Origin of the sequence: Idiomarina sp. UBA4206 (assembly GCF_002383015.1) — a bacterium.
Lineage (GTDB): Bacteria > Pseudomonadota > Gammaproteobacteria > Enterobacterales > Alteromonadaceae > Idiomarina > Idiomarina abyssalis.
The window spans coordinates 2,809-15,338 of the sequence record NZ_DFTS01000062.1; the positions used below are offsets into that span (position 1 = coordinate 2,809).

At 49.0% G+C, this 12,530-nt stretch carries 13 protein-coding genes; 1 reads left to right on the plus strand and 12 read right to left on the minus strand.

The genetic code is table 11. The features are described from left to right. From B3180_RS12770 to folE2, 5 genes are all read right to left on the minus strand, one after another. Positions 1 to 1,094, minus strand: a 1,094-nt coding sequence (locus B3180_RS12770; protein WP_286844948.1) for an adenosylhomocysteinase, incomplete at its 3' end; no start/stop codon positions are given. A gap of 46 nt (positions 1,095 to 1,140) precedes the next feature. Then, entirely contained in the window at positions 1,141 to 2,151 is a 1,011-nt protein-coding gene (locus B3180_RS12775) for an adenosine kinase (RefSeq protein WP_273023692.1), read from the minus strand. 50 nt (positions 2,152 to 2,201) lie between these two features. Beyond that, positions 2,202 to 3,158 (minus strand): cobalamin biosynthesis protein CobD/CbiB, encoded by a 957-nt coding sequence (locus B3180_RS12780; RefSeq protein ID WP_286844949.1) that lies wholly within the window; start codon positions 3,156 to 3,158, stop codon positions 2,202 to 2,204. A gap of 24 nt (positions 3,159 to 3,182) precedes the next feature. Continuing rightward, entirely contained in the window at positions 3,183 to 3,734 is a 552-nt protein-coding gene (locus tag B3180_RS12785; RefSeq protein WP_054491174.1) for a DUF2726 domain-containing protein, read from the minus strand. A gap of 91 nt (positions 3,735 to 3,825) precedes the next feature. After that, complete coding sequence (gene folE2, locus B3180_RS12790) at positions 3,826 to 4,752, minus strand: GTP cyclohydrolase FolE2 (protein ID WP_278358252.1); 927 nt, start codon at positions 4,750 to 4,752, stop codon at positions 3,826 to 3,828. 208 nt (positions 4,753 to 4,960) lie between these two features. On the opposite strand from folE2, the gene B3180_RS12795 reads away from it, so the two are divergent. Further along, a complete protein-coding gene (locus tag B3180_RS12795) occupies positions 4,961 to 5,311 on the plus strand; it encodes an Hpt domain-containing protein (RefSeq protein WP_054491172.1) in 351 nt (116 codons plus the stop codon). Here B3180_RS12795 and arcA read toward each other — a convergent pair. From arcA to B3180_RS12830, 7 genes are all read right to left on the minus strand, one after another. Then, positions 5,305 to 6,027, minus strand: a complete 723-nt coding sequence (gene arcA, locus B3180_RS12800) for a two-component system response regulator ArcA (protein WP_054491171.1) — start codon at positions 6,025 to 6,027, stop codon at positions 5,305 to 5,307. The two genes, B3180_RS12795 and arcA, sit on opposite strands and share 7 nt — an antisense overlap. A gap of 100 nt (positions 6,028 to 6,127) precedes the next feature. Beyond that, positions 6,128 to 7,747: an ATP-binding protein gene (locus tag B3180_RS12805; protein ID WP_199493710.1), complete on the minus strand. Its 1,620-nt coding sequence runs from the start codon at positions 7,745 to 7,747 to the stop codon at positions 6,128 to 6,130. A gap of 96 nt (positions 7,748 to 7,843) precedes the next feature. Beyond that, entirely contained in the window at positions 7,844 to 8,848 is a 1,005-nt protein-coding gene (locus B3180_RS12810) for a class I SAM-dependent methyltransferase (RefSeq protein ID WP_278358251.1), read from the minus strand. A gap of 12 nt (positions 8,849 to 8,860) precedes the next feature. Beyond that, positions 8,861 to 10,567 carry a DUF342 domain-containing protein gene (locus B3180_RS12815; protein ID WP_278358250.1) on the minus strand — a complete coding sequence of 569 codons (1,707 nt, stop codon included), beginning with the start codon at positions 10,565 to 10,567 and terminating at the stop codon, positions 8,861 to 8,863. 78 nt (positions 10,568 to 10,645) lie between these two features. Next, positions 10,646 to 11,017: an Hpt domain-containing protein gene (locus tag B3180_RS12820; protein WP_224797880.1), complete on the minus strand. Its 372-nt coding sequence runs from the start codon at positions 11,015 to 11,017 to the stop codon at positions 10,646 to 10,648. Then, entirely contained in the window at positions 10,992 to 12,014 is a 1,023-nt protein-coding gene (locus B3180_RS12825; RefSeq protein WP_222236487.1) for a succinylglutamate desuccinylase/aspartoacylase family protein, read from the minus strand. Before B3180_RS12825 ends, B3180_RS12820 begins: the two co-directional genes overlap by 26 nt. A gap of 1 nt (position 12,015) precedes the next feature. Further along, the coding region (locus B3180_RS12830; RefSeq protein ID WP_286844957.1) for a RimK family alpha-L-glutamate ligase at positions 12,016 to 12,530 on the minus strand (515 nt) is incomplete at its 5' end.

Consider the following 12,530-nt stretch of genomic DNA (forward strand, 5'->3'; position numbering starts at 1 on the left):
TTCACCAGGCGGCCTTCGGCCAGCAGAATCAAGTAGTCGTTATCATCGTCTGAGCGATAAATTTTGTGTACCTGTGGCTTAATTTCTTCCCAGCGCCAGTTTTTGCGCATAAAGGCCGTGTCAATTTCGTTGTCAAAGTGGCCAATGTTGCAAACCAGAGCGGTAGGCTTAAGTGCTGCCAGCATATAACGGTCACACACGTCCATATTACCGGTTGTGGTGACAATCAGGTCGGTATTGCCCAACAAGTCTTTGTTAATGTTCTCGCCGTTACCTTTGTTGTTACCGTCAATGTAAGGAGAAACTACTTCAAAGCCGTCCATGCAAGCCTGCATAGCACAAATTGGGTCAATTTCGCTGATCTTAACAATCATGCCTTCCTGACGCAGACTTGCGGCAGAACCTTTACCCACATCACCGTAACCAACAACCAGAGCTTTCTTACCTGACAATAGGTGGTCAGTTGAGCGCTTAATGGCGTCGTTCAGCGAGTGGCGGCAACCGTACTTGTTGTCGTTTTTTGACTTAGTTACGGCGTCGTTCACGTTAATGGCCGGAACTTTCAAAGTGCCTTTTTCCAGCATGTCCAGCAGGCGGTGAACGCCGGTGGTGGTTTCTTCGGTAATGCCGTGTACTTTGTCCAGCATTTGTGGGAATTCGTCGTGGATCATCAGGGTTAAATCACCGCCGTCATCCAGAATCATGTTGGCATCCCACAGCTCGCCGTCTTTGTGGCAAGTTTGCTTTAAACACCAGTCATACTCTTCTTCAGTTTCGCCTTTCCAGGCAAATACCGGAACACCGGCAGCGGCCATAGCGGCAGCAGCGTGGTCCTGAGTAGAGAAAATATTACACGACGACCAGCGTACTTCTGCGCCCAGCTCAAGCAAGGTTTCAATCAGCACAGCTGTTTGAATGGTCATATGGATACAACCAATAATGCGGGCACCGGCCAGTGGTTTGCTGTCAGCGTATTTACGGCGGATAGTCATCAGCGCCGGCATTTCGGACTCAGCAATCGCAATTTCCTTGCGACCCCATTCTGCCAGGCTAATATCTGCAACTTTGTAGTCTTGCGAATTTTCTACACTCATAGCGACTCTCTTTTTCAGTGATCTTGTCGGTGAACTTGTAATGAGTTCAGGCGGTTTGAGCCTTCATAACACGCTCAATTAACTGCTGTTGACGCTCTTTATCCAGTCGAGCACCAAATTCGGTAACCAGTTCAGCGGCCGCGTGGCTGGCCAGACGGCCTGCGTCTTCTAACGGCATATTACGGGTTAAACCGTACAGCATAGCACCTGCGAACATATCGCCGGCACCGTTGGTATCAATAGCTTTAACCGGCACCCCAGGAACATGAACCTGACGCTCACGGTTAGCAATTAAGGCGCCATCTTTGCCCAGAGTAATTGCAACCGTGTCGGCTTGCTTTAGTAATACGCTTAAAGCCGCCTGAGGATCGTCCTTACCGGTTAATAATTCTGCTTCTTCACGGTTACAGAACATTAAATCGACACCACCCTCAAGAATTTCATCAATGCCGTCGCGGAAAAACTTCACCATTGCCGGGTCAGAGCAGGTCATAACCAGTTTGGTGTTGTTATCGCGCGCCACTTTTTTAGCATGCTGAATAGCACCACGGGCAATTTCCGAGGTAATTAAATAACCTTCAATATAAAGGTAATTTGCTGCTGCAATCGCATGGTCATCAATTTCAACGGTGGACAAGTCAGCGGTAATGCCCAGGTGTGTACGCATAGTGCGTTCAGCATCCGGGGTAACCATGACCAGGCAACGACCGGTGATACCCGGGTTCTGCTGCTTTTTAAGGCTGGTTTCAATACCCACTTGTTCTAAGTCCTGACGGTAAAACATACCCGCTTCATCGTCTGCAACTTTACAACAATAATAGGCTTTTCCGCCAAACTGAGCAAAAGCCACCAGCGAGTTAGCGGCTGAGCCACCCCCACACTGCTTTTTTAATTCACCCAGTTCGCTGAGCTCGGCAATCAGAGTATTTTGAGCGTCTTCGTCAATCAGCTCCATCATGCCTTTTTTCAAATTGTGCTTTTGGAGGAAGTCATCAGTGACCTCAAACTCCTGATCCACCAGCGCATTGCCAATGCCGATTACATCAATGGTTTTCATAGTATTAAATGGTTGCCTTATTAGGGCGCGTAGTATACCCGATGAGTCGGTCAGGGTCGATAAATGAACAGAGCAAAAAGTGCAATAACCAGACAAGCAATGAAAAAGATCTGCCATTGCCTTTGCCAGCGCTGCGCCCGGGGCAATAACAACTCTGCCGGACGGCCGTCAAAACGCTGTCGCGCAATACGAATTCCCTGAACTTGTATAGGCCCGCCCAGGCTTACCCGGTGACAATAACTGAAACTCTGTAACCAACTGAGCAGCACAGTCGGGAACAGTGGGTTACGGTTTAGCGACTGCAGTTTGGGCTTGCTGGGCTGAAACAGCGCCATAAAACGCGCTGCCAGCGACAGTAAAAACGACGGGAAAAAGTGGCTTATGGTGTATAGCCAGTGAGTTGCCAGGCCAAAATGACGATAACGGGCCTGAGCAACAGGCCATATTTGAGTTAATTCATAGACAGTACGCACGCCAAGCGCAGCTAAAGGGCCGCCAATAAACCAAAAGAATAAAGGAGTGAAGCGGTGTTCTAAAATACTGGCAGCACGTAATTCCAGACTGGTTTTTGCAATGCCATGTTCACTGAGTAAGTCACAGTCGCGCCAGGTGACGCGGCTTAGCCAGGCGCGGGCGGCATTTTTACGACCCCGCTGTAAGTGGCTGTCCGCCAGGCGCACCGCATGAGTAACGGGTTGCTGACGTAAACTGACCAATAGAATAAGCCAGCCAATGGCAAGTTCCACTTCGGCACCGGCAAAGACAATAGCCGCCGGCAGCAGCACCAGCAGTGACATGGTTAACCAGGCCAGAAAACCGGCAATACGTTGTTGGCTGACCTGGCGTCCGGGTTTGTTCACCTTGCCGCTCATGTAGGAAGCCATTAGCCGGAAAACGGCAAGTGGATGCCATTGTTCCGGCCACGGAAACCAGCGCTCTGCCAGCAATGCCAGCAGAGCGAGAGTCACAGGGGATAACAGAATGTCGTTTAAAAGCTCCGTGTTCATGCAGCTATACTGCCACGGACATGGTTAAGCGGCAATCGGCTGGTTATCTTTGTCTCTATTGGTTGGTACGGCTGCGCGAACGTGCTCGGCCTGACGAATTTTGCCATGAATGTAGTCGTGTAGCTCAGCTACACGGTAACCCGGCTTGGCTTTAAAGCGCAGGAACGGCAAGCCGGCTGCGGCTAACGTATTTTTCAAAAACAAGTTACGTTTTTGCTGATTCAGCGATGACTGTCCGGGTTCCAGCTCAATGGCAGCTTTTACCTGCATGGTGTGAATGTCGCACAGTACATAGTCAAGAATACGTTGGCTGGCTTTGTTGTGCGCGTCTTTACGGGCAGTTGCCGACAAGCCGGAACGCACGGTAACAATATCGCTTAAGCGGACTTTAGTGAAAATACGGAAATCATCGCCGACCGACTTTTCCAGCAGTGTCAAAAATTGGTCTTCCTGAGCCGTGCACAGGGTCGTATCTTTTAGTCTATAAGGGTAGGGGACGTAGTTTTCGGACATTCGGCTGGCAATAACGGCCACCGCAATTAATACAACAACAAACAACAACAAGATAATTTCCATTTTCACACCTCATCAGAAAATTGACGCTCTGTGAGGTGTGAAGCAAAAGCTGTGCCACTAATGGCTGCTTATGGAATTAATTTAAGCCGGGTTAGGCTGAATAACCACCCGGAATACCTTTGGTGGTGACACTGACAGCATCGTGTGCGTGCAACGACTCGTAGTGGTTCACTCGTAACCAGAAGTCACGGAAGTGTGACATTTGGTTCAACTGGTGCTGTAAGCGGCGCGATGCGTCTTCACAGAACATTAGGTTTTGTCCGTTCAAACGGGCAAACTCTTGCTCATCTTCACGTTTCACTGCAGCCTGAACCGGCGTCTTCAGCGCATCTTCAACAGCGTCAATCAGTTCCACAATAGGAAAGTCAGTAACGCTTTCGCTCAATGCCACTTTAACTTCAGCAATTGAACGCTGGCTGTGTGGTGTAGCGACAATACCTTCGGTCGAACCTAACCATTCGTGCATGGTGGCTGCATCGACTTGTTCCTGACCGGCAAACTGGGCATTAAAGGCGTCCTGAATTAACTGACGCGCTAACGCTGCAGAGCACGGGCAAGTTGACGAGTAAGGCACATCAACAGACAGCTCCAGCTTCAGTTTTCCGGCATCGTAGCGACCGGTTAAACTCACCGGGTAAGCTTTCCAGCCCTGCTTTTTGCTTATCAGCGACTTGCGGCGTAAGTGGTAGTCAAAATCAAACTTAATAAAGGCCTGATCACTGATGTCTTTATGACTTTCAATAAAGTCATTCAGCAGCTGCTTCAAAGTATCATGACTGAGTTCACCTTCGGTCGAGAGTTTGTCCAGCAATAAATACAAGCGAGACATATGGATACCCTTGGTTTTCGGGTTCTTCAGGTTGACGAAAGCTTCCACTTTAGCGGCCACAGGGCGCTCTGGTACGCCGGCGGCGGCTACCATAAGTGGAACTTCAATGTTGCTCATGCCAACCCAATCGAGGGCTCCCTCTGTCTGGGCCTGCGTTTGGTTGGCTACGTCGGGCATAACTGTTGGCATTCGTTGTGAACTCCAAGTCTCGTGAATATTGTCCGGCCAGATTGATCTTGATCAAGTTGGCTCAGTCTAAAGGTGGGCATTATATCGCAGAATTTAACCAGGTGACACCGATTGCCCTAATCGATTCTATCTGTGCACTGTGCACAGTGGTTGACTCAAAACAGGAATACGCCGAGGATAGGGTTTTGGATTGATGGAGCACACAAAGATGGCAGAAAAATCGGATATCGATACCGAACTGTTGCAACAATACCTGGATACTCTGGGTGCCGAGGGCATAAAAGCAACCCTTACAACCTTTGACGGTATTATTCAAAGCTACGCTAAGCTACTGCATCAGGCAGCTAAAGAACGCAACGAAGACGAATTACGCAAACAGGCGCATAAAGTGAAAGGTGCCTGTAGTTCGGTCGGTTTAACGGCTCTGTCAAAAAACATGGAAAGAGTAGAGAAAGAAGACTGGGAATGGCCAGTGGCAGAACGCCTGTTAATAGAATGGGCCGATGCGGTCATTCCGCACCGGCAGCAAATTGACGCCTGGTTAGCGAAGCATCACTGAGCTTGCTGATCAACCTCACCAATAAAACGATAACCTTCACCATGGATGGTGGTAATCAGGTTTGGCGTTTCCGGGTGTGACTCGAAATGACGACGAATACGGCGAATGGCAACGTCAACTGTACGGTCATTTGGACGAAGTTCGCGGTCCAGCATACGTTTAACCAGTGTTTCGCGGTCAAGAATACGGCCCGGGTTTGACAAAAACAGCTCTAACGCGCGGTATTCACTTTTCGGCAGACGGAACATCTGGTTTTCCGGTGAGTACAGGCAGCGACTGTCGCTGTTTAAACGCCAACCGTGGAACTGGAACTCAACACTGTTGTTTTCAACCGGATTGCTTGAGCGTGAAGCTTCAATGCGACGGCACAGGTTGCGTACGCGAATAGTCAGCTCTTTCGGGTTGTAAGGCTTAATGAGGTAATCATCAGCACCCAGTTCCAGAGCCAACAGGCGGTCGTCTTCGCTGTCGCGCCCGGTTAAGAAAATTAAGCCAATGTTGTCGCTTTCGCGTAATGACTCGGCAAGCTCCAGACCATTTTTGCCTGGCAGGTTAACGTCCATGATTACGACATCAACACGTTCCTGACGCATGATGTTTTCCATTTGCAGGCCATCAGCTGCATCAAAAACTTCGTAGCCTTCTTGTTGGAATAGACGGGTAAGAGTCTGGCGAGTAACAACTTCGTCTTCAACAATCAATATTCTGGCATTCATAAGCGTTGATTTTCCCGGAAAGTTCGTCGCTGTGCGTACGGTGTTGAACTTATATTTATAAAAGTTATGACGTTACATTATGACTTTTGTTTGAGATTTTTCAAGCATTGCTGACTAAAGTGACGGGAAAACGAACAATAAACTCCACCCCGTTCTTTTCCTCACTAAAGAAGTGAATGTTACCGCCTAATACCTGAGTCACCAGGTTATAAACTAAATGCAGACCCAAACCACTGCCGCCGGAACCTCGTTTGGTGGTGACAAAGGGATCAAATATTTTACGGCTGATATCGCTCGGAACGCCTTTGCCGTTATCGGCGTAAACCATTTCTAGCTCAGAGTCGTTCTGCATGCTAAAACTAATATCAATTTGCCCGTGGTCGTAGCCGTCAAAAGCGTGGATCATGGAGTTCACAATAAGATTTATCAGCACCTGGTTCAGCGGTCCTGCTTTAGCGCGTACCGTCAGGTTGTCCGGACAAGAAATTCGAATTGGGAATTTTTCCGGGTCAAGGCGTCGCGGTTTAACCGAAATAAGAACATCGTTCATAAAAGACGGTATATGAATGTCGCGATCCACTTCTGATGACTGGTCAACGGCCACTTGCTTAAAGCTGGTCACTAAGTCGGCGGCGCGGCCTAAGTTGCGGTAAATAATTTGCAGGTTTTCGTCACAGTCACTCAAAAAGCGCTCAAATTCAGACGTTGAAATGCGTTTCTCGTCAAACTTTTCCTGCATAACGGTCAGTTTGTCCTGCAATAAGGTCGAAGCCGTTACTGACAAACCAATGGGTGTGTTAACTTCGTGCGCAATGCCGGCAACCATGTCGCCCAGCGACGCCATTTTTTCCGACTCAACCAATTGCCCCTGATACTGGTGCAACTGCTCCAGCGTTTTTAACAGCTCACTGTTCGATTCTTTCAGCGCCTGAGTGCGCTGCGTTACCTGCCGCTCCAGCTCGGTATTTAACTGACTGGCTTCTTCTTCGGCACGGCGCTGACGACTGATATGCTGCTGCACTCTGTCCAGCATGGTATTAAAGGCGTGAGCCATCATGTCAAACTCTACCAGCTGTGAGGGCGCCAGGCGCAGCGAGTAATTCTTGTCCCGCGCTACCTGAGAAATGACATCCACGACTGAGTCGAGCGGTGTCACAATGGTTTTTCTTAAACGCAGAGTCACTAACCAACAAAGCAGCAGTGTCAGCACAAATACCACAGCGGCTATGCCAATAGAGCGCCACATAAATAAACGGGCCTGCTCCAGTGAGCCGCGCAGGTAAACATAACCGATTACTTCGCTATCCAGCACTACAGGCTGCGACACTTCAATGTAGTTGTCCTGAATTTGCGGCGAGGTCAGTCGGTCGAGCTTTGAAAAGCGCGCCGGAATGGGGGCCAGTCCCTGTTTGTTGTAGCTGGAGAAAAAGGTCAACTCGTTACTGGTTTCATCCAGTTTGTAGACATGAACGTGCTGAATAAAGTCAGTGTTTTGCAGTGAGTTTAGCCGTTGCTTTTCGGTTGCGTTGTCATTAAACACCAGACTACTGGCTGCATTACCGGCAACTATGCGGGCGTACGAAAGCGACTGCTCATGCAGCGACTTCTCGTACTGAGCAACCTGGCTAACAATATTGACGGTAAAACCGACAAGAAGCGCGAAGCTGGTGACCAACAACACGATGTAAATCAGTATGCGCTTCAGTGAAATAGTATGCATTCAGTCTACGGCTCAGTCTCTGAAAAAATTATTTGTATATTGATGTTAGCAAAGCGTTAACAAAAAAGGCATTGGTTAAACAGAAAAATCGGTTATTTATCGATAAGCTGCATGGTAAACGCGGTAGCGACCATCATCGGCAATGGTATCACAGTGCGTAAAAGCCGACTCAATAACCTCGGGCCAGGGCAAGAAGCGGTTTGCCACAATTCTTAAAACACCTTGTTTATTAAGGTGTTGCTTTGCATCTTTGATAAATTTCCGGGCAATTTCATAATCGGTTTTCTGCCCGGTATGAAACGGCGGATTACTAATAATAAAATCGAACTGTCCGGCGTCTTCTGGTATCCCGTCGGCTAAACGCAACTCCGCATTTATTGCTTCTTTTTCCAACGTCATTCTGCTGGCAGCAATGGCAATAGGACTCACGTCACACGCCATAAGTTCAGTGGTCAGTGGCGAAACTTGCTGAGCAATAACACCGGCTCCGCAGGCAAAATCCAGGCCTCGCCCCTTGGGCAAATTTTTAATATGTTGCAACAGCAGCAGGGTGGCAGGGTCAATATGCTCACGGCTGAAAACACCCGGCAAAGTGACAAAAGACTTCTGCTGGTTATCCAGTTCATAAGTCAGAGTTTTAGCATAACTGGCCAAAGGAGCCGGTTCATGTACCTGATGGTTTCTTGCGCTGGCAAACAGTAAACAGTGGTTAGCTGAAGCCAGCTTCTGAGGCGGTTGCAACCAGTCAGGTAACTTTTTCATTAACGGCTGAATGCCGGAGCGTTTTTCACCAGCAAACCACACTGGGGTATTGGCCGGTAATAGCGCCAATTGCTCTAATAAGTAATGGTTAAGTTCTTTTTCTTTGGCTACCAGCATTAACACGCCGTCGTAAGCGGTTAAATCGGGTGCCTGTGCCTGACAAAAAGCGTTGTGTCCGGCCGCTTTCCAGGCATCGGCATGGCCGGCATGAAAACACCAGGCCGAACTATTGCTCAGGCCTGCCAGTTCTGCACCGCCCGGGTGAATGACTAACAACGAACCATAAGTCCAGGGTTGAGAGGATTGCCTCCCAAGCATAGAAAGAATTGCAGATGACATAGTAGTTACCGCTTAGACCAGACTGTCTACTCGTAGTTGTTTGTCCTGAAGTAAGAACATTGTACCATTCCGATGTTCTTTTATGCGCAGGCTTTTTTCTTTAAAAATAAACAAAATGCCGGGGAACACTTCTTTACTGACCATAGTACGCAGTACCGGATGGTTCTCAAACGCTTCCAGTACAGAGTCGATGCTGGTGCGGGTAGTAACGATGCGCGCTTTGAGCTTACGCAGCTCACCTTTTAATTTGGTCTCATATTCAAGTTTTTTTGCGCCGTCTTCCAACGTTTTGCAACGGTCCAGCCCCTGTTGCACAACTTTTATGCGTGCCAGAGTTTTAGCCAATACGCCACGCATGTTCTTTAAATGTTCCAACGACTGCGGGTCAACCGGAGGCAATGACCAGTATATTCGTGTTTTGGTTCCGGCCGGCGCGCCTAACTGGCCACAATAAATGTGATCACAGGTTTCAATGGTGCCGCCTATCAATTTACCGCGGGCGTTGCGACCCTCACCACCAATAGCCAACTGACCTTTGGTTATGACATGACAGTGAGTCAGCTGCTTGTCGGTATGTACGCCATTTTGCGAGTCTAAACAGGAATATTGGGCATAGGCGCACCAAATTGAGCCACCCGCCACCAGTTTGGTGGAAACGTCGGGTATCCAGTCATCGGCGTCTTCGTCATGCTCTGCGGTTTCGCCGGAATTCAGCAGGCGACCTATGCAGCCTTTGCGCACGGTTATATTGCCGTCGGCGTAAAGTTCAGCTGAGTCAACATAACCACCGACGGTGATATCACCCGAGCAGGTGACTTTCATGCCTTCGCTGACGTTACCACTAACAATGACACTGCCTTTAAATTTCACGTGCCCCGTGGAGACATCGACATTATTTAGCTGCATGACATCGTCAACTTGCACGCTGTTATCGTTAAAGCTGGGCATGCCGGTACGGTCGGCAACAATTAAATTGCTGTCGGTTTCACTGACACGGGTACCTTCCCCGGGTTTAAAGTCGCGATCCTCGCCGTCATGGGCCTCTAACTCCTGGCCAAAAACCGTAAAACCTGGCCGGCCTTTGCTGGGAGGGATCTTTTGCAGTAACGGCTGTTCCGGGTCAACAGTAACCTGAGCGCCTAAGTCGCGCATGTCGGCGGTACCGTCTTCGCGAAGCTGTGGTCTGAGTACGCGCTTGCGGGCATCATCTGCCAGCGGCTTAAACTTGGCATTACTGCCGTTAATGGGGTATTTGCCTTTGGCTACGGTTACTGATAATTCCGCACCCGGAGGGGCTTCGTTGGTGTGTTCAACCAAAGCATCAATGGCTTTGCGCTGAATACCGGAAGTTACCTTTTTCTCTTTCAGCTTCGCTATTATTGCTTCCTGAGTTAGCGGCTTACCGCCAAAGCCAACAATGGCGCTGGCAGTCACTTTCATATCGTCATCACTGACGAGTAAGTTCAGGTCGGCGTCAAAAATTTCGGCAATAATAACCTGAAAAGAAATGCTGCTGTTGCTGTCTTTACTGAAGTGCTGGGCATATTTTGTGGCGGTTTGCGCCATCATTTGAGGGTCCAGCAATTTTGCAGCCGAATAGTCAGAAGCCTGCCACGCTTTCTGTAACTGCTCTGCTTTGACTTCTGAAGGACGTGTACCGGCATCAATAATGATGTAAACATCTCTTTCAGAAACCCGGAAACTGACCGGACTGGACATAAGGCGCCTGTTTTTTAATCGCTGTTGTTATTTTTATCGGGCCATTTTAACGAATATTAAGTAACTTTTGTATTAATTTTAATCGGCCAAGTTAACGTTGTTGCAATAGTTCTCTATTTGACCATTAACTAAAGCCAGGTTGGTGTTAACTTGTCTAATCGCTTCTGCGCGTTGTTGTTCATCTTGTTGCTGCCATTTAGCAAAAAGTTGTGCTGCCAATTTGCTTAAAGGTGCGGCGCCTATCGTTGCACTCAAACTTTTTAACGTATGGAGTTGTAAGCGCGCTGCCTCAGAGTCTGTTAGTAGTGTTTTCGCGTCAAGCAGAGGACGGAACTGGTCCAGATAACAGACCAGCACTTCCCGGTATAAACTGTCCTGACCATCGCAATGGCGCAGGCCCTGACTAAAATCAATGTCTGCTAAATTACTGCTCATACGGCTTGTTTTCATACACCTCAGTAAAGGATCCCACACTTTCGGTCGCATCCGACATGGTATCTTTATCAAATTGCGCTACGTTGAATAAGGCTTCGCCTTCATTCGCTACCGGAATATTACTGCAGCCTATGATAATACCGCGCACCGGAGATTCAACCTCATCACCTTCGCCACCGTGAGGGCTTACACTTAACGCTAATACTTGCTGCTTCTGAATGGTTTGACCCAGCTCAACTTTTGGAATGATAAGACCATCCCGCTCTGCACGAACCCAGGTGGAACGGCGGGCAATAACGGGAGTAACGCGGCGCCCGCGGCGTCGGCCCTTCATTATCTTCAGGTGCTTCATAACGTTCTGTACGCCAATAACACCGGCACTTATCGAGGCTTCATCAAAGCGCAGTGCTTCGCCGGCTTCGTATAAAATCAACGGAATGTTGAGCTCGTTGGCGAAAGACCGTAATGAACCATCGCGCTCTTTCGAGTGGAGAATAACAGGGGTACTAAAAGCCTTTGCCATTGCCAGCGCTTTCTCGTTTTCAACATCAACACGAATTTGTGGCAGGTTGCTGCGGTTAATGGCGCCGGTATGTAAATCCACTATGTGAGTGGACTTTTTTACCAGCTCTTCACTGAATAAATAGGCCATACGACTGCCCATTGCACCGCGCTCTGAGCCCGGAAAGCAACGGTTCAAGTCGCGTCGGTCAGGCAGGTAGCGCGACTGCTGAATAAAGCCAAATAAGTTCACAATAGGCACGACCACCAGCGTACCGCTGAGTTCGCGCGCATCCACGGTGTTGATCAAACGTCGGCAAACTTCAATGCCATTCAGTTCATCGCCGTGAATGGCAGCGCTAACCAGTAATACCGGGCCAGGCTTAGTGCCATGAAACACATCAATACGTAAATCCAGCGGCGCGTCGTTGTATAAACGCAGTGCCGGCAGCGTAATGTGCTGATGCGAACCGGGCTCTACACATTGTCCGCCAATTTCAAAACGCTTCATTCTAGCCGCGCCCTTTGGTACGGGTTTTATGGGCTTTGGCATTTTTCTCAAGGAAGCTGATAATTTGCCCGGCAACGTCTTTATCCGTTGCCTGCTCTATGCCTTCAAGGCCCGGTGACGAATTTACTTCCATGACTAATGGCCCGTGGTTAGAGCGCAGGATATCCACACCGGCCACATTCAGACCCATAGTCTTAGCTGCTTTAACGGCCGTTGCCCGCTCTGCGGGTGTCAGTTTTACCAGCGAAGCACTGCCGCCGCGGTGCAGGTTAGAGCGGAACTCACCAGCTTTTGCCTGGCGCTTCATGGCCGCAATAACTTTGTCACCAATAACCAGACAGCGAATGTCAGCTCCACCGGCTTCTTTAATGTATTCCTGCACCATAAAGTTAGACTTCAGGCCCATGAAGGCTTCAATCACGCTTTCCGCCGCCTGACGAGTTTCAGCCAGGACCACACCAATACCCTGAGTGCCTTCCAGCAATTTGATAACCAGCGGCGCACCGCCGACCATGT